This is a genomic window from Oerskovia sp. Root918, from assembly GCF_001428945.1.
Classification (GTDB): domain Bacteria; phylum Actinomycetota; class Actinomycetes; order Actinomycetales; family Cellulomonadaceae; genus Oerskovia; species Oerskovia enterophila.
This window is the reverse complement of sequence record NZ_LMJG01000001.1, coordinates 493,412-510,728: the sequence shown is the minus strand read 5'-3', so window position 1 is coordinate 510,728 and position 17,317 is coordinate 493,412. Positions and strand designations below refer to the sequence as shown.

The following is a 17,317-nucleotide window of genomic DNA, read 5'->3' as shown; positions in this document are numbered from 1 at the left end:
GGGGACCGGGGGTCCTGGCCCCGGACCGCCCGAGCACCCCAGGACGTCCCTCTCGAGCTGGTCGGTGCGGCTAGCCGTCGACGCGGACCACGAGCGCGGTCGCGAGCGCGGCCACGCCCTCGCCGCGGCCCGTGAGCCCGAGCCCGTCAGTGGTGGTCGCGGTGAGCGTCACGGACGCCCCGGCGGCGGCGCTCAGCGCAGCCTCCCCCTCTGCTCTGCGGCGCCCGAGGCGGGGACGGTTCCCGATGACCTGGACCGCGACGTTCCCGATCTCGAAGCCCGCGGCGCGGACCCGGCGCGCGGCCTCGGCGAGCAGCGACGCCCCGCTCGCCCCGGCCCACTCGGGCGCGCTCGTCCCGAAGTTCGACCCGAGGTCGCCCAGCCCGGACGCGGAGAAGAGCGCGTCAGCGGCAGCGTGCGCCGCGACGTCGGCGTCGGAGTGCCCGGCCAGCCCCCGCTCGCCCGGCCAGTGCAGCCCAGCGAGCCACAGGTCGCGTTCCTGCCCCTCGGGCGCGAACGCGTGCACGTCGGTCCCGATCCCGGTGCGGGGCAGGTTCGTCGGACGTCCTCCGTGTGCACTCATCGGGCGTCCTCCGTGAGCAGCTTCTCGATGTAGTAGAAGTCCCGCGCGGTCGTGACCTTCATCGCGAGCTCGTGACCGGGCACCACGAAGACCTCCTCGCCCAGCGCCTCGACCAGGCTCGCGTCGTCGGTCGCCGCGGTCGCCTCGGTCCGGGCCCGGGCGGCCCCTGCCACGTGCGCACGCACGAGCAGCGCCCGGTCGAACGCCTGGGGCGTCTGCACGGCCCGCAGCAGGGTGCGTTCCGGGGTCGAGGCCACCCGGTCGACCCCGTCCGGGAGACCGTGCTGCGGGTCGCGCGGTGCGACGACCTTGATCGTGTCGACGACCGGCACCCCCGGGATGACCGCCTGGTGGCCTTCGCGCACGGTCTCGACGATGCGTCGGATCATGGCGGCCGGGGCGAGGGGGCGGGCCGCGTCGTGCACGACGACCACGTCGACGTCCGCACGCGCGCGCGAGAGCCCGGCGGCCACGGACGACTGGCGCGTGGCTCCACCCGCGACGACGACGACGGGCACGCTCACGTGCGGGTCGTGCTCGAGCACGTCCGACATCGCGGACACGAGGCCGTTCGGGGCCGTGACGACCAGCGCGTCGACCACGCCCGACGCGGTGAGGCGGCGCGCGGCGTGCAGCACGAGGGGCAGGCCACGGAGCGGGACCAGGGCTTTGGGGAGATCGAAACCGAGGCGCGTGCCGGAGCCGGCGGCGGTCAGGATGGCGAGGGTCGTCACGATGTCACGGTAGACGATCTCGGCTCGTGGACCGTCGTCGGACCGCGGCCGAGACGATCGGTCGGGGCCGGAAGCCCTGCCCGACCCGCCGTGGTCGGGAGCCCCGCGAGGCCGAGCGCCCACAGACGACGACGCACGGGCTGCCAGCAGCCCGTGCGTCGTCGGTGGTACGTGGTGAGTTCGCGGCTCAGGAAGCCAGGACCTCGTCGAGGATGGCCTCGGCCTTGTCCTCCTCGGTGTGCTCGGCCAGGGCAAGCTCCGAGACCAGGATCTGTCGAGCCTTCGCGAGCATGCGCTTCTCCCCGGCCGAGAGGCCGCGGTCTGCGTCACGACGCGACAGGTCGCGGACGACCTCTGCCACCTTGATCACGTCGCCCGAGGCCAGCTTCTCGAGGTTGGCCTTGTAGCGGCGCGACCAGTTGGTCGGCTCTTCCGTGTATGGTGCGCGAAGAACCTCGAAGACCTTGTCGAGACCTTCCTGGCCGACGACGTCGCGGACGCCCACCAGGTCGACGTTGTCCGCCGGGACCTCGATCGTCAGATCGCCCTGAGCCACCTTCAGCTTCAGGTAGATCTTGTCCTCCCCGCGGATGGTGCGGGTCTTGATCTCTTCGATCTTTGCGGCACCGTGATGTGGGTAGACAACGGTCTCGCCTACTGTGAACGTCATCTGCAGATGTCCCCTTTCGCGGAGGTCGATCTTACCACGGGGGCCCCTGCGATTCCGAGCCCTCGCCTCGCTCGCGGCCCGCGAGAGCCCCGTGATTCCGCTGCTCACGCCCGCCGCACCCTGGCGATCGATGCCGTTCACGAGCGGTTCACGCTCCCGTGAGCCCGTGGGGCGCACGTCTCCGCAGCGCGGGAGACGCCCGAGGCCACCCCCTACGCAGCGACCGGGCGGCCGCAGGCATGCCCCCTCGTACCGTCCCCCGCGCTGCCCGAGCAGTGCATCCGCCGGAGCGACTAGGCTGTGGTCATGTGCGCCCGGGCGCCGAGCACCGGCCCCACCCGTCGCACACCGAGACTGCCCGCAGCACATTGGAGCGCACGTGACCAGCACCCCGTCCCGCTTGACCACGCCTCGGCGATCGCTCGTGCTCGCGATCCCCGCGATCGTGGCGGGCGTCCTCGCCGTGTCGGCCTGCTCGCCCATCACGACGGACATCGCCTACTCGCCGTCCGACGGCGTCCGGATCAACCTCACCGACGAGGTGCGCGGGCTCAACCTGCTCATCATCTCGGCCGCCGAGGGCGAGCCCGGCACGCTGCTGGGCGGCATGGCCAACGACTCCGACGAGCCCGTCGAGATCACGGTCGCACCTGAGGGGACCGACCCGATCGACGTGCCGCTCGAGGCCGGCGAGACGGTCTACCTGAGCGTCGACAACGGCTTCGAGGCGCAGTTCGGCAACATCGACGTGCCGCCGGGCGGCACCATCTCGGTGACCCTGACGTCGAGCACGGGCGAGACCCAGACCGCCGAGGTCCCGGTCCTGAACGGCCTCCTGCCGGAGTACGAGGACTACCTGCCCTGATCCGCGGCTGACGGCCCGGCCCCCGCAACGACGGAAGGGTCGGTGCCCGTCCCCCGCGCGACGAGCGGTGCACGACGGCGAGGCGCCCCCAGGAGGGGTGCCTCGCCGTCGTGCTTCCCTCGTGGGACGGACCGGAGAAATCACCCTGACGCGTGTCGGCGGCTCCCGATAGCATCCCGCCATCGGGATCGGCCGTCGTGGCCTCCCCCCTCGTAGAAACGGCACGCCCGTGGCTCTTGCCCGCCTCCGCCCCGCCCGCTCCCTCGCGGTCGGCGCAGTCCTCCTCACGTCGGCTCTCCTCGTCTCCGGCTGCAGCGCGATCCTCGGCCCGCAAGAGGCCCAGCGCGACGAGCCGAACGGCGAGGTCACCGCGGCCTCCGACGCCGACGTGTTCTCGCTCCAGCTCGGCGACTGCATCAACCAGGCGGAGTCCGACGCCGAGACCGAGGAGTTCGCGTCCCTGCCCGTCGTGCCGTGCGCCGAGCCCCACAACGGCGAGGTCTATGCAGAGCTCGAGCTCGAGGACGGCGACTTCCCCGGAGCCACCACGGTCGAGGACCAGGCCATGGAGCACTGCCACGGGCAGTTCGAGGCATTCGTCGGGCTGAGCTACGACGAGTCCACGCTCATCTTCTGGCCCATGTTCCCCAGCGAGCAGAGCTGGGAGCTCGAGGACGATCGCGTGATCCAGTGCTTCGTCGGCCCCGAGTCCGTGACGGAGACCGTCACGGGCACGCTCGCGGGTGCGGCGGTCTAGCGCTCCCGGCCCACCCAGGGCGTCGACGTCGAGGGCGGTCCGGCGACCGGCCACCCTCGACGTCGGCACACCGCGAGGTCACCCGAAGCGGCCCGAGATGTAGTCCTCGGTCGCCTGCACCGACGGCGAGGAGAACATCGTCGCCGTGTCGCCCATCTCGACGAGCTTGCCCGGCTTGCCCGTGCCCGCGATGTTGAAGAACGCCGTGCGGTCGCTCACGCGGGCCGCCTGCTGCATGTTGTGCGTGACGATCACGATCGTGTAGTCGTCCTTGAGCTCGGACATGAGGTCCTCGATCGCGAGCGTCGAGATCGGGTCGAGCGCCGAGCACGGCTCGTCCATGAGGAGCACCTGCGGGCGCACCGCGATCGCACGGGCGATGCACAGGCGCTGCTGCTGGCCGCCGGACAGCCCGGAGCCCGGGCGGTCGAGACGGTCCTTGACCTCGTTCCAGAGGTTCGCGCCCTGCAACGAGGACTCGACCAGGTCGTTCGCGTCCGACTTGGAGATGCGCTTGTTGTTGAGCTTGACCCCCGCCAGGACGTTCTCCTTGATCGACATCGTCGGGAACGGGTTGGGGCGCTGGAAGACCATCCCGACCTGGCGGCGGACCGCGACCGGGTCGACGTCGGGCGCGTAGAGGTCCTGGCCGTCCATGACGGCCTTGCCCTCGACGTGCGCTCCCGGGATGACCTCGTGCATGCGGTTCAGCGTCCGCAGGAACGTCGACTTCCCGCAGCCCGAGGGGCCGATCAGGGCCGTGACCGAGCGCGGCTCGATCGCCATGGTCACGCCCTCCACGGCGAGGAAGTCCCCGTAGTAGACGTTGAGGTCCGAGACGTCGATTCGCTTGGACATGATGTGCTTCCTTCCGGTGGCCGGTCGCGCGAGGTGCGCGGTCCGGCTCGACTGCTGGGCTCGGCTCAGCGAGCGGTCTTGGGCGAGAACAGGCGGCTGATGAGGCGGGCGATCAGGTTGAGCAGCATGACGATCAGGATCAGGGTCAGGGCCGCGGCCCAGGCCCGGTCGATCCCCACGCCGCCCTGCTCGTACTGGCGGTAGGCGAAGACCGGGAGGGTCGCCATGCGACCGTCGAAGAGGTCCCAGTTGACCTGCGTGATGAGACCGACCGTGAGGAGCAGGGGGGCCGTCTCCCCGATGACCCGGGCGATCGAGAGCATGACGCCCGTGACGATGCCCGCGATCGAGGTCCGCAGGACGACCTTGACGATCGTGAGCCACTTGGGCACGCCCAGCGCGAGCGAGGCCTCGCGCAGCTCGTTGGGGACCAGGCGCAGCATCTCCTCGACCGACCGGATGACGACCGGGGTCATGAGGAGCGACAGCGCGACCGCGCCCATGATCCCCGCGCGGTACGCGGGACCGAAGATCAGCGTGAAGAGCGAGAACGCGAACAGACCCGCGACGATCGAGGGGATGCCCGTCATGACGTCCACGAGGAACGTGATCCAGCGGGCCAGGGCGCCGCGCCCGTACTCGACCAGGTAGATCGCCGTGAGCAGGCCGATCGGGACCGAGATGACCGTCGCCGCGCCCGTGATGAGGAGCGTGCCGACGATCGCGTGCCAGATCCCGCCGCTCGTCATGTCGCCGTAGACGCCGACCATGTCGGTCGACAGGAACGTCGCCCCGAAGAGCTTCGCGCCGCGCGTGACCACGATCCACAGGAGCGAGACGAGCGGGATCAGCGCGAGCAGGAACGCGAAGGTCACGAGCGTGGTCGCGAGGCGGTCGGTGGCCCAGCGGGCGCCCTCGACGACGCGCGAGGTGATCGTGAGGCCCAGGGCGTAGAGCACGGCGCCCAGACCCAGGACGCCCGCGATCGTGGGGGTGCCCGTGATCGCGAGGATGCCGAGAGCGACGAGCACGCCACCCGCGGCGAAGGCCCACGGCGCCCAGCGCGGCAGACGCTTCTGCGTCGCGACGAGCTGGAGGGTGCCCGAGCCGTCGGGGACGCCGGGCGTGGCGGGGGTGAGGTCGGTGACCGTCATCAGTTCGCTCCCGAGAATTCCTTGCGGCGCGCGATGATCCAGCGCGCGATCATGTTGACGACGAACGTGATGACGAACAGCGCGAGGCCCGTCGCGATGAGGGTGCTCACCGCGAGGCCGCTCGCCTCAGGGAACTTCGAGGCGATGTTCGCGGCGATCGTCTGCTGCTGTCCCGGCTTGAGGAGGAACAGCGAGTAGAGGAACCCGGGCGAGATGACCATGAGCACGGCCATGGTCTCGCCGAGCGCGCGGCCGAGGCCCAGCATCGAGGCGCTGATCACGCCCGAGCGGCCGAACGGCAGGACCGCCATGCGGACCATCTCCCAGCGCGTCGCCCCGAGGGCCAGGGAGGCCTCCTCGTGGAGCACCGGGGTCTGGAGGAACACCTCGCGCGAGACCGCCGTGATGATCGGCAGGATCATGACCGCGAGGACGATCGAGGCCGACATGATGTTCTTGGCCGGGGCCTGGTATCCCGCGAACAGCGGGATGAAGCCCAGGGTCCCGCTCAGCCACGTGAAGAACGGGTTGAGGATCGGGAGCAGCCACAGGGCGCCCCACAGGCCGTACACGACGCTCGGGATGGCCGCGAGGAGGTCGATCAGGTAGCCGAGCCCCTGCGCCAGGCGCCGGGGCGCGTAGTGCGAGATGAAGAGCGCGATGCCCACCGAGACCGGGACCGCGATCGCGAGCGCCAGGATCGAGGCGAGCAGCGTCCCGAACACGAGCGGACCGACGTACGCGAGCAAGGAGTCCGCCTTGAACCAGGAGATCTCCTGGAGCTCCTCGGGGCTGGCCGTCAGCGCGGGCCACGCCTCGATGACGAGGAACACGGCCACCGCGGCGAGGACCACGAGGATGAGGATCCCGGCGCCGGTCGACAGGCCGGCGAAGACCCGGCCGGCCAGGCCGCCCTTGGTCGCGGGGACCTGGGGCTCGGACCCGAGCCCGGCTCGGGTGGAGGGAGGAGAGGTGACGGCCACTGATGCTCCGATGACTGAGGTGCGGCGGTGGTAGGACGACGATCCGGGGGTCACGCGCCCGTGGCGGGCCGCGCCGGGCTGACAGCCTCGACGCGACCCGCCCCTGGGTGTACGACCGTGTGCAGCTCTTCGATCAGCTCTTGACGGTGATCGAGTCGAGCGCTGCCTGGACCTCGGTGCGCAGCGCGCTCGAGATCGGGGCGGAGCCGGCGACGGAGGCCTCGGCAGCGCGCGCCTGGCCCTCCTCGCTGGCGACGTAGGTCAGGTACGCCTTGACGTTCGCGGCGTCCTCGGCCTTGTCGTAGGTGTCGCACGCGATCGAGTAGGAGATGAGGACCAGCGGGTAGGCGCCGGCCTCGGTCGTGGTGCGGTCGATCTCGACGACGAGGCGCTTGTCGGTCGCGTCCGCTGCACGCGGCGAGGCGTCGACGACCTTGGCCGCGGCCTCGGGCGAGAACGGCACGTACTCCTCGCCGACCTTGATCGCGGCCGTACCCAGGTCACCGGCGCGCGAGGCGTCGGCGTACCCGATGGCGCCCTCGGCACCCGTGACGGTGTCGACGACACCCTGCGTGCCCTGGCCCGACTGACCGCCGGACAGAGGCCAGTCGCCGCTGGCCTCGTGCGGCCACGCACCGTTCGAGGCGGCCGCGAGGTACTCGGTGAAGTTCTCCGTGGTGCCGGACTCGTCGGAGCGGTTCACGGGGATGATCGCGGTCGCGGGGAGCTCGACGCCCTCGTTCTCCGCGGCGATCGCCGGGTCGTTCCAGGTGGTGATCTCGCGGTTGAAGATCTTCGCGAGCGTCTCGGCCGAGAGCTGGAGGTGCTCGGTGTCGACACCGGGCAGGTTGTAGATCACGGCGATGGGGCTGATGTAGAGCGGGACCTCGATCGCCTCGCCGCCGAAGCAGCGGTCGGTCGCGGTCGCGAGCTCGTCCTCCTTGAGGGCGGCGTCGGAACCGGCGAACTGCGTCGCGCCGGACAGGAACTGCTCGCGGCCTCCGCCGGAACCGACCGCGTCGTAGCTGACGGTCACGCCGGGGGCGATGTCGCCGAAGCCGGCGATCCAGCCGGCCACGGCCTTCTCCTGGGACGAGGCGCCGGCACCGGCGAGCGTGCCCGTGAGGTCCTCGGTCGAGCCGCTCGCTGCGCCATCAGTGGTGGCGTCGCCACCGGAGTCGGTGCTGTTCGAGCCGCACGCTGCCAACGTCAACGCGAGCATGCCGACGGCTGCTGCGGAACCTGCGCGGGTGAATCGGCTGAGCTTCACTCTCTTCTTCCATCCTGTTCAACGCGGGGGCGGCACCAGCGAGCGCCGGTGACAACAACGACGCTAAGCAGGCCGGGTGACGCGCTCCGGTTGTCCGGGTGAACGACAGATGAACAGTGCACAGACTCTTGCGGCCTGTGGATAAACCCCCGCGCCAGGGGCTTCCACGGCCCCTCCCGGGAGCCAGCGGTTGCCTCATCCCGGCAGGTCGGGAACGCTGGCAGGAACAGGTCGTCGAGCAGACCGAGCCGGCACCTGCACGTCGTCGGCCCCTCGCTCACGGGCATCGCACGACCCGCACGGACGAACGTCAGGAGACCTCGCGTGAGCGACGACGGCACGAGCGACCACCCCGGCAGCGGCGCGAGCGAGGACGAGACCGCGCCGCGGTCCACCGACGTACCCGCGTCGTCCTCGACGCCGGACGTCCCCCTCGGGGCGGACGAGACCGCGCCAGCGGGCGACAGCGCCTCCTCCTCCGCTCCCGCCACGGCGTCGGGCACGGAGGCCGGAGCAGAGAACGTCACCGCGGCCGTGGCCGTCGAGGTCCCCGTGCCGCCCGGGCGCATGTACCCCCGCGTCTTCTACCCCGCGGCCGGTCTGATCCTGCTGTTCGTGCTCCTCGCGATGGTCTTCACCGACGGGACGACCGCTGTCCTGAGCACGCTCCAGGCCGACGTCATCGGAGCGTTCGGCTGGTACTACGTGCTGATCGTGGCCGGGTTCGTCATCTTCGCGCTGTGGATGGGCCTGAGCCGCTTCGGCGACATCGTGCTCGGCAAGGACGACGAGACCCCGCTGTTCCGGCTGCCCGTGTGGTTCGCGATGCTGTTCGCGACCGGCATGGGGATCGGGCTCGTGTACTGGGGAGCGGCCGAGCCGCTGACGCACTACGCGTCGCCCAAGCCCGGCGTCACGGGCGACCCGGCGGCCCTCGCGCAGGCCGCGATGGGACAGAGCTACCTCCACTGGGGCGTGCACGCCTGGGCGATCTACGTCGTCGCGGGCCTCGCGCTCGCCTACGCGATCCACCGCAAGGGGCGCCCCGTCTCGATCCGGTGGGCCCTCGAGCCCCTGCTCGGCGACCGGGTCAAGGGCCGCCTGGGCGACGTGGTCGACGTCGTCGCGGTGCTGGGCACCGTGTTCGGTGTCGCGACCTCGCTGGGCTTCGGTGTGCTGCAGATCGGGGCCGGGCTCGGCTTCCTGAACGTCGCCGAGCCGGGCCTGGCGCTCCAGATCGGTCTCATCATCGGGATCACAGCCGTCGCGACCCTCTCGGTCGCCTCGGGCCTGGGGCGCGGCATGAAGTGGCTCTCCAACGGGAACATGGTCCTCGCGGGCGTCCTCGCCCTCACGGTGCTCGTCGTGGGCCCCACGCTGTTCCTCCTGCGCGACTACGTGCAGTCCATGGGGTACTACCTCCAGAACGTCATCCGCCTGACGTTCGACACGACGGCCTTCCAGGGCGACGCCGGGCTCGAGTGGCAGTCGTCGTGGACCATCTTCTACTGGGGCTGGTGGATCTCGTGGGCCCCGTTCGTGGGCGTCTTCATCGCGCGCATCTCGCGCGGGCGCACCATCCGCGAGTTCGTCATGGGAACGCTCCTGGTCCCCACGCTCGTGACGTTCCTGTGGTTCTCGATCTTCGGCGGCTCGGCGCTCTACCGGCAGATCTTCGGCGACGGCGGGCTCGTAGGCGCCGACGGGAGCGTCGACACCGACACCGTGCTGTTCCAGCTCTTGGGCGACCTGCCGGGCGGCCCGGTCCTCACGGTGCTTGCGATCGTGCTCATCGGGGTGTTCTTCGTGACGTCGGCCGACTCGGGCTCGTTCGTCGTCGGGATGCTGACCTCGGGTGGCGACCCGCACCCCGCGGTCTGGAACCGCATCCTGTGGGCCGTGCTGTCCGGCCTCCTCGCGATGGCACTCCTGATCTCGGGTGGTCTCACCGCTCTGCAGACGGCTGCGATCCTCATCGCCCTGCCGTTCTCGGTCGTCATGATCGGGATGGCTCTGTCGACCGTGATCGCGCTGCGCGAGGAGCACAGCGCGATCCTGCGCGCCGAACGGGCCCAGGCCCGCCTGGTCCTCACCCAGCACGTCACGCGCCGCGTGACCGAGACCATCTCCGAGCAGTGGGACGAGCTCTACGGCAGCGACGTCCCTGGGCCGCCGAGGCCCGCCGACGAGCAGCGGACGCCCGAGCGCCGCGGCCCCCTGCGCGGGCGGCCGCGGCGCAGGGCGGACCGTGAGGGGCCGAGCGGGCCCGCCGGCCCGAGCGGCACTGGGTCGAGAGGCACCGAGCCGGGCGGGACGGGCGGTCCCTGAGGTCGGGCGCCACCGTCCCCGGCACTGTCGGCACTGCCAGCACTGCCGGGCCCAGTCGGGCACAGCAGTCCAACCAGCACCTCCGGGCACAGCCGTCCGACCAGCACCTCCGGGCCGCCGGAACCGCAGCGACACCCGCAGCGGGCCGGTCCTACGACTCGCCGTCGGCCACCTTGTAGCCGAGCCCGCGGACCGTGAGCAGGTAGCGCGGGGTCGCGGGGTCCGGCTCGATCTTCGAGCGGATGCGCTTGACGTGCACGTCGAGGGTCTTGGTGTCCCCCACGTAGTCGGCCCCCCACACACGGTCGATGAGCTGCCCGCGCGTCAGGACGCGGCCCGCGTTGCGCAGCAGCAGCTCGAGCAGGTCGAACTCCTTGAGCGGGAACGAGACGAGCTCCCCGTGCACCGAGACGGTGTGCCGCTCGACGTCCATCTTGACCGGACCGACCTCGAGCGCGCCGTCGTCCTCGGGCTCGCCCGCGGCGGCCTCCGCGCCGCCCTGGCGCCGCAGCACGGCGCGCACGCGCGCGAGGAGCTCGCGGAACGAGTAGGGCTTGGTCACGTAGTCGTCGGCCCCGAGCTCGAGCCCCACGACCTTGTCGATCTCGGAGTCCTTGGCCGTGAGCATGATGACGGGCACGTTGCCGCGTTGGCGCAGCTCGCGACACACCTCGGTGCCGCTCAGGCCGGGGAGCATGAGGTCGAGCAGCACGAGGTCCGCGCCGCCCGCGTCGTAGGCGGCGAGGGCCTCGGGCCCCGTGGCCGCCTCGACGACGTCGAAGCCCTCACGGGCCAGCTGGTAGGTCAGAGGGTCGCGGTACGACTCCTCGTCCTCGACGACCAGGATGCGCGTCACGCACCCACCTCCTTGGTTCTGGGGGACGTGCCGGGGTAGGGATCGGTCTGTGGGTCGCCCGCCCCGGAGGGGGCGGCGACGTCGGTCGGGGCCTGGCCCTCGGGTCCGGGGGTGCTCTCGGTGCCGTCGGCGCTCCGCGCGCCTCCGGCGCCTTCAGGGCGGCCAGTGCCCTCGGTGCTCTCAGCGCCCGCAGCGCCGTCGGTGCCGTCGGTGCCGTCGCCCCCCGACGACGCGGCCTCCACCGCGGTCGGGTCCGCCGCGGGGATGCGCAGGGTGAACGTCGAACCGCGGCCGGGCTCGGACCACATGGTCACCTCGCCGCCGTGGTCCGCCGCGATGTGCTTGACGATGCTCAGGCCCAGGCCCGTGCCGCCCGTGTCGCGCGAGCGCGCGGGGTCGACCCGGTAGAAGCGCTCGAACACGCGCTGCTGCTCGCCCTCGGAGATCCCGATGCCCTGGTCGACGACCGCGATCTCGACGAGGTCTCCCACGACGCTCACGCCGACCCCGACCCGCGTGTTCTCGCCCGAGTAGGCGACCGCGTTGTCGAGCAGGTTCCGGACCGCGGTCACGAGCAGCGCGTGGTCGCCGTAGACGACCGCGTCGAGGTCTCCGCCGACCGTCAGGACGATGCCCTTGCCCTGGGCGTTGGTGCGCGCCCGGTCGACGGACTCCTCGACCACGCCGCGCACGGGCACGGTCGTGACGGCCTGGAGCGCGCCGGCGACCTGGAGGCGCGAGAGCTCGATGATCTCCTGGACCAGCGCGGACAGGCGCGTGGCCTCCTGCTGCATGCGCCCCGTGAAGCGGCGGACCGCGACCGGGTCGTCCGCCGCGTCCTGGACGGTCTCGGCGAGCAGCGCGAGCGCCCCCACCGGGGTCTTGAGCTCGTGCGAGACGTTGACGACGAAGTCGCGGCGGATCGCGTCGATGCGCCGCGCCTCGGTCCGGTCCTCCGCGAGCACGAGGATGTGGTGCGGTCCGACCTGCGCGACCCGGACCTGGAGCATGACCATGCCGCGACCGACGGGACCGCGCGGGAGCTCGAGCTCCTCGTCGCGGATCACGCCGTCGCGCTGGACCTCGGCGATCATGTCGAGGATCGCGGCGTGCACGACCGCGTCGCCCCGCACCACGCCCAGGGCGTAGGCGGGCGGGCTGGCCCGCACGACCTCGCCCTCGCTGTCGAGGACCACGGCGGCCGAGCGCAGCACCGCGAGCACGCGCACGAGCCCTTCGTCGAGCTCGGGGGCCTCGCCGTCGGGCATGCGGTGCGTGCTGCGCTCGCTGAACCGGAACGCGAGCGTCGCGAACACGCCGACGAGCAGCCCGATGACCCCGGCGACGAGCAGCCCGACGCCCTCCTGGATTCCTTCCACGGCTCCAGCGTACGGTCGGAGACGGCCGCGCCCGACCGTTCCTGGCCGTTCCGGGACGGTTCGGTCACCGCGCGTCCAAGAGTTCACCTGGCGGCGTCCTGTCGTTCACCTGACCGTTCACCTCCCCGTTCACCTGGCCTGACATGGTGGGGGTTGCTGGTCACCATGAAAGGGATGCGATGCGGGAAATCTTCGAGGCCGAGCTCAAGCAGGTCGGTGACGACCTTGCCGAGATGAGTCGCTTGGTCGAGTCTGCCATCAGTCGGGCGGGGACGGCGCTGCTCACTGCAGACCTCCAGCTCGCACAGTCCGTGATCGCGTCCGACCACGCGATCGACGCGCTCGAGCGCGAGCTCGACGAGCGCTGCGTCCTGCTGCTCGCGCAGCAGCAGCCGGTCGCGACCGACCTGCGTGTCGTCGTGAGCGCGCTGCGCATGAGCGCCACGCTCGAGCGCATGGGCGACCTCGCGCGTCACGTCGCCCAGGTCGCGCGCGGCCGTTACCCGGCGCACGCGATCCACCCCCTGCTGGAGGGGACGTTCGCCCAGATGCACGACGCCGCGACCCGGGTCGCGCGCCGCACCACGACGCTCCTGACGACGCGCGACCTGACGGTCGCGGCGAACGTCGAGCGCGACGACGACCTGCTCGACCACCTGCACCAGGACACGTTCGCGGCGATCCTGGGCCCGGACTGGACGGGCACCCCGCAGGAGACGGTCGACGTGACTCTCGTGGGCCGGTACTACGAGCGGTTCGGCGACCACGGCGTCTCGATCGCCAAGCGCGTGACGTTCCTCGTCACGGGCGACTTCGCGGACGACCGCGGGCAGGCCGCGCGCGCCTAGCCGTCCCCCAGGTCCCTCCCGCTGCCGACCACGTGCTCGGCAGCGAGGGGCCGGCGGCGCCTCTCCCAGCGCAGAGCACCAGGACGCACGTCTCCCCCGCACCATGAACGCCCGACGGCGCCGCTCCCCTCGCGAGGGGAGCGGCGCCGTCGGGCGTTCGCGTCAGTGCGTCGAGGTCAGCGACCCTGGTTCGCGACCGCGGCCACCGCGGCTGCCGCGGCGTCCGGGTCCAGGTACGTGCCACCCTTGACGATCGGCTTGAAGTTCTCGTCGAGCTCGTAGACGACCGGGATGCCCGTGGGGATGTTCAGGCCCGCGATGTCCTCGTCCGAGATGTCGTCGAGGTACTTCTCGATCGCGCGGATCGAGTTGCCGTGAGCGGCGACCAGGACGGTCTTGCCGGCCTTGAGGTCGGGGATGATGTCCGACTCCCAGTAGGGCATCTCACGCTCGAGGACGTCCTTGAGGCACTCGGTGAGGACCTCGGGCTCGCCCGCGTAGCGCGGGTCGGCGTCCTGCGAGAACTCCGAGCCCTTCTCGATCGCGGGCGGCGGCACGTCGTAGGAACGACGCCACAGCATGAATTGCTCCTCGCCGAACTCCTCGAGCGTCTGCTTCTTGTCCTTGCCCTGGAGCGCACCGTAGTGGCGCTCGTTGAGGCGCCACGAGCGCTTCACGGGGATCCAGTGACGGTCGGCGGCGTCCAGGGCGAGGTTCGCCGTGGTGATCGCGCGGCGCAGAAGGGAGGTGTGGACGACGTCGGGCAGGATGCCGGCCTCCTTGAGGAGCTCGCCTCCGCGCTTCGCCTCCTCGACGCCCTTCTCCGAGAGTGCGACGTCCACCCAGCCGGTGAACAGGTTCTTGGCATTCCATTCGCTCTCGCCGTGGCGGAGCAGCACGAGGGTGTAGGTCATGGTGACCATCATCCCGTACCGCAGCGGCCGTGGCAGCGCTGTCCCGGGAAATGGTCACCGAACATCTACGGAACGGGAATCACCTGCTCGGGAATGGTGACGCGCGCCACGCGTTGCACTCGGTATGCCGATCACCGGAGAGTACGCACCGAGCCCCAACGACCGCGCGCGCAAGCAGACCGAGCTCTACGAGAGCTCGGGCGGGACCAAGGGCACGACCATGAACGGGATGCCCGTCGTCATCCTGTGGACCCTGGGTGCGAGGAGCGGGAAGATCCGCAAGACCCCGCTCATGCGCGTCGAGCACGACGGCGACTACGCCGTCGTGGCCTCGCTCGGCGGAGCGCCCCAGCACCCCGTCTGGTACCACAACGTCGTGGCGGACCCGCACGTCGAGCTCCAGGACGGCCCCGAGCGCCACGACTACACGGCGCGCGAGGTCACGGGCGAGGAGAAGGCCCTGTGGTGGAAGCGCGCGGTGGAGGCGTACCCGCCGTACGCGGACTACCAGGAGCGCACCGACCGGGAGATCCCTGTCTTCGTGCTCGAGCGCCGGGGCTGACCGGAGCGGTCGTCGGGGGCGCCCGGCCGAGCAGGGTGCCCCCGACGGGAGCGGCCCGGCGACGGCGTCAGAGGGCCGGGCCGTCGCCCCCGCTGACGGGTTCCCCCGTCAGCGCGGTCGCGCGGCCCGCACCTCGGCCGCCTGCGCGTACACCGACAGCATGGCCTCGGCCGTCGCGTCCCAGCCGTAGCGCTCGCTCACGCGCCGGGCGCCGGTCGCGAGCTCGGCGCGGCGAGCGTCGTCGGCGAGGAGGTCGCTCAGCGTGCGCGACCACGTCCACGGGTTGTGGTCGGGGACCAGGATCCCCGACACGCCGTCCTCGACGACCGTCCGCAGCCCGCCCACGGCCGCGGCGACCACGGGCGTGCCCGATGCCTGCGCCTCGGCCGCGACCAGCCCGAACGACTCGTTGTGCGAGGGCACCGCGACGACGTCCGCCGCCCGGTAGTAGCGCACGAGCTCCTCGCGCGGCACGGGCGGGCGCACGATCACGTGGTCGGCGACCCCCATCTGGAAGGCCAGCGCCTCGAGCTCGCGCACGGCCGTCAGGCGACCGCTCGCGCCGCCCAGGACCACGAGGGTCGGCAACGGTTCGTCGTGGTCCGCGAGGACGCCGAGCGCCCGGACCAGGACGTCGGGCGCCTTGAGCGGCTGGACGCGACCCGCGAAGAGCACGAGCCGACCGGCTGTCGGGAGCCCCAGGGCCGCCCGCAGCGCCTCCTTGGTCTCCCCCGGCGCGGGGGGCGAGAACAGGTCCAGGTCCACACCCGGCGGCACGACGTGCACCTTCGCGGGGTCGGCCCCGTACTCCTCGACGAGGTCCTTGAACTCTTCGGGCGTGCTCGCCACGAGCGCGTCGGCCTCCGCGACGACCTGCTCCTCGCCGATGATCCGGCCGAGCGGCTCGGGGGCGTCGCCCGGCGCGAGCGCGGCGTTCTTCACGCGGGCCATGGTGTGCATCGAGTTCACGAGCGGCACGTCCCAGCGGTCCGCAGCGAGCCAGCCCGCCTGCCCCGAGAGCCAGTAGTGCGTGTGCACCACGTCGTACCACCCCGCGTCCCGTCGTGCCTCGGCTCGCAGGACCCCGGCCGTGAAGGCGCAGAGCTGGCCGGGCAGGTCGTTCTTGTCGAGCCCCTCGAACGGACCGGCCACGACGTGGCGCACCAGGACGCCGTCCTCGGCCTCGACCACGGGAGGCTGGGCCGACGACGTCGCGCGCGTGAAGATCTCGACCTTCGCCCCGCGCCGCGCCAGCGCCCGCGACAGCTCGGTGATGTACACGTTCATGCCACCCGCGTCGCCCGTACCGGGCTGGTCGAGCGGGGAGGTGTGCACCGAGAGCATCGCGATGCGCGGCGAGTCCTTCACGACGCTCAGGCCTCCACGACGCAGGCCGGGACAGGGATCGCGAGCTCGTCGACGAGCGTGCCCGCGCCGTCCGCCCGGTCGATCCGCAGGACCGTGAGGTTGGACGAGTTCTGGTTCGCCACGACCACCAGGTCTGCCTCGGGGGTCCCGTCGGCCGCAGGAGCCAGCACCGCGAAGTGCCGCGGCCACGCCCCGCCCAGCGGGGTGTCGGCGAGGTGCTCGAGGACCGGACCTGCGGCGTCGGGCCCCAGGGCGTCGCGCGAGACCGCGAACGTCGAGAGCACGTCCGCCCCGCGGATCGCGACGAACAGGCGCGAGCCGTCCGCGCTCAGCGCGACGTGCGACGGGTAGCTGCGGCCACCCTCAGGCAGCGGGGCCGCGGTCGCGGGGACCGAGCCGGCGACCTCGAACGAGCCGTCCACGGCCGGGACCAGGACGTACACCCGCGCGTCGAGCTCGGTCGCGACGAACAGGGCAGCAGGAGCACCGTCGACACCGGCGGCGCCGGGCAGGACCGCGAAGTGGCGCGGGCCCGCACCGCCCGGGAACGTGGCGACGACGCGCGCGGGCACGCCGCCCTCCACCTGGGCGCGCAGGTCGTCGACCGTGCGCGGGTAGCTGCGCAGCTCGTCCGTCCCCAGGTCCACCACGACCGGGTCCCCCGCGACGGCCCCGACGAAGTGGGCGTGCGGCCCCTCCTGGCGGTCGGCGTCGGGTCCCGTGCCCTGGTGACCGAGCCGCAGCGCCTCGGTCGGGGCACCCTCGACGTCGAGCGGCAGCACCGCGAACGTGCCGTCGCCGTAGTTGGTGACCCACAGGGCTCCGTCGACCGCCACGACGTGGCACGGGTAGGAGCCGCCGCTGGGCACGCTGCCCAACGGTTCGAGCCCGCCGTCCGCCGTGAGGGCGAACCCGCTCACGGCACCGTGCTCGGTCTCCGTGACCGCGTACAGCCGGGTACCGGCCGGGTCGAGCGCGAGGAACGACGGCGACGGCGTGACCGCGACCAGTGCAGGCTCGCCCAGCTCACCCGTCGCGGCATCGACCTCGAGACGCCAGATCCCCTCGCCGCTCCCCGCGTCCGCCCCGTCCGGGTACGTGCCGAGCCACAGGGTCCGAGAGTTCGCGGCAGCCACGGGCGCCGACGAGGTAGAAGTCATGCACAGAGCCTAGTAGCACCCGGACATG

General features: G+C 71.8%; 17 protein-coding genes. 5 read left to right on the top strand and 12 right to left on the bottom strand.

The features are described 5' to 3' along the window. Window positions 1-70 precede the first annotated feature (70 nt). From ispF to ASE27_RS02240, 3 genes are all read right to left on the bottom strand, one after another. Window positions 71-583, bottom strand: a complete 513-nt coding sequence (gene ispF, locus ASE27_RS02250) for a 2-C-methyl-D-erythritol 2,4-cyclodiphosphate synthase (protein ID WP_056645251.1) — start codon at window positions 581-583, stop codon at window positions 71-73. Then, window positions 580-1,317, bottom strand: a complete 738-nt coding sequence (ispD, locus tag ASE27_RS02245) for a 2-C-methyl-D-erythritol 4-phosphate cytidylyltransferase (RefSeq protein WP_056645248.1) — start codon at window positions 1,315-1,317, stop codon at window positions 580-582. The genes ispF and ispD overlap by 4 nt, the downstream gene beginning before the upstream one ends. Window positions 1,318-1,504: 187 nt before the next feature. Beyond that, window positions 1,505-1,987, bottom strand: coding sequence for a CarD family transcriptional regulator (locus ASE27_RS02240; RefSeq protein ID WP_030144079.1), 483 nt, complete (start codon window positions 1,985-1,987; stop codon window positions 1,505-1,507). Between the two features lie 379 nt (window positions 1,988-2,366). On the opposite strand from ASE27_RS02240, the gene ASE27_RS02235 reads away from it, so the two are divergent. Next, window positions 2,367-2,852, top strand: coding sequence for a hypothetical protein (locus ASE27_RS02235; RefSeq protein WP_139107879.1), 486 nt, complete (start codon window positions 2,367-2,369; stop codon window positions 2,850-2,852). 229 nt (window positions 2,853-3,081) lie between these two features. Further along, a complete protein-coding gene (locus ASE27_RS02230; RefSeq protein ID WP_056645244.1) occupies window positions 3,082-3,609 on the top strand; it encodes a septum formation family protein in 528 nt (175 codons plus the stop codon). A gap of 78 nt (window positions 3,610-3,687) precedes the next feature. On the opposite strand, the gene pstB is transcribed toward ASE27_RS02230, so the two are convergent. From pstB to pstS, 4 genes are all read right to left on the bottom strand, one after another. Beyond that, window positions 3,688-4,467 carry a phosphate ABC transporter ATP-binding protein PstB gene (pstB, locus tag ASE27_RS02225; RefSeq protein ID WP_056645242.1) on the bottom strand — a complete coding sequence of 260 codons (780 nt, stop codon included), beginning with the start codon at window positions 4,465-4,467 and terminating at the stop codon, window positions 3,688-3,690. Window positions 4,468-4,532: 65 nt separating this feature from the next. Continuing rightward, window positions 4,533-5,621, bottom strand: coding sequence for a phosphate ABC transporter permease PstA (gene pstA, locus ASE27_RS02220; RefSeq protein WP_056645240.1), 1,089 nt, complete (start codon window positions 5,619-5,621; stop codon window positions 4,533-4,535). Continuing rightward, a complete protein-coding gene (gene pstC / locus ASE27_RS02215; protein WP_056645239.1) occupies window positions 5,621-6,604 on the bottom strand; it encodes a phosphate ABC transporter permease subunit PstC in 984 nt (327 codons plus the stop codon). The genes pstA and pstC overlap by 1 nt, the downstream gene beginning before the upstream one ends. A 133-nt stretch (window positions 6,605-6,737) precedes the next feature. Continuing rightward, window positions 6,738-7,826: a phosphate ABC transporter substrate-binding protein PstS gene (gene pstS, locus ASE27_RS02210; protein ID WP_056646555.1), complete on the bottom strand. Its 1,089-nt coding sequence runs from the start codon at window positions 7,824-7,826 to the stop codon at window positions 6,738-6,740. A 372-nt stretch (window positions 7,827-8,198) separates the two neighbouring features. Here pstS and ASE27_RS02205 point away from each other — a divergent pair, with 372 nt between their 5' ends. After that, window positions 8,199-10,202, top strand: a complete 2,004-nt coding sequence (locus tag ASE27_RS02205) for a BCCT family transporter (RefSeq protein WP_369818973.1) — start codon at window positions 8,199-8,201, stop codon at window positions 10,200-10,202. 151 nt (window positions 10,203-10,353) lie between these two features. Here the strand turns inward: ASE27_RS02205 and ASE27_RS02200 are convergent, their stop codons facing one another. Both ASE27_RS02200 and ASE27_RS02195 read right to left on the bottom strand, forming a co-directional pair. Next, window positions 10,354-11,058, bottom strand: coding sequence for a response regulator transcription factor (locus ASE27_RS02200; protein WP_056645236.1), 705 nt, complete (start codon window positions 11,056-11,058; stop codon window positions 10,354-10,356). Beyond that, on the bottom strand, window positions 11,055-12,437 hold the full coding sequence (locus ASE27_RS02195) for a cell wall metabolism sensor histidine kinase WalK (protein WP_082608405.1): 1,383 nt from the start codon (window positions 12,435-12,437) through the stop codon (window positions 11,055-11,057). The genes ASE27_RS02200 and ASE27_RS02195 overlap by 4 nt, the downstream gene beginning before the upstream one ends. A gap of 179 nt (window positions 12,438-12,616) precedes the next feature. Here ASE27_RS02195 and phoU point away from each other — a divergent pair, with 179 nt between their 5' ends. Beyond that, entirely contained in the window at window positions 12,617-13,285 is a 669-nt protein-coding gene (phoU, locus tag ASE27_RS02190; protein ID WP_056645233.1) for a phosphate signaling complex protein PhoU, read from the top strand. Window positions 13,286-13,461: 176 nt separating this feature from the next. On the opposite strand, the gene ASE27_RS02185 is transcribed toward phoU, so the two are convergent. Further along, window positions 13,462-14,199, bottom strand: coding sequence for a phosphoglyceromutase (locus ASE27_RS02185; protein WP_056646553.1), 738 nt, complete (start codon window positions 14,197-14,199; stop codon window positions 13,462-13,464). A 124-nt stretch (window positions 14,200-14,323) separates the two neighbouring features. On the opposite strand from ASE27_RS02185, the gene ASE27_RS02180 reads away from it, so the two are divergent. Next, complete coding sequence (locus tag ASE27_RS02180) at window positions 14,324-14,761, top strand: nitroreductase family deazaflavin-dependent oxidoreductase (RefSeq protein ID WP_056645232.1); 438 nt, start codon at window positions 14,324-14,326, stop codon at window positions 14,759-14,761. Between the two features lie 108 nt (window positions 14,762-14,869). Here the strand turns inward: ASE27_RS02180 and mshA are convergent, their stop codons facing one another. Both mshA and ASE27_RS02170 read right to left on the bottom strand, forming a co-directional pair. After that, entirely contained in the window at window positions 14,870-16,105 is a 1,236-nt protein-coding gene (gene mshA / locus ASE27_RS02175; protein WP_056646551.1) for a D-inositol-3-phosphate glycosyltransferase, read from the bottom strand. A 29-nt stretch (window positions 16,106-16,134) separates the two neighbouring features. Further along, window positions 16,135-17,289: a beta-propeller fold lactonase family protein gene (locus tag ASE27_RS02170; RefSeq protein ID WP_056645229.1), complete on the bottom strand. Its 1,155-nt coding sequence runs from the start codon at window positions 17,287-17,289 to the stop codon at window positions 16,135-16,137. Window positions 17,290-17,317 lie beyond the last annotated feature (28 nt).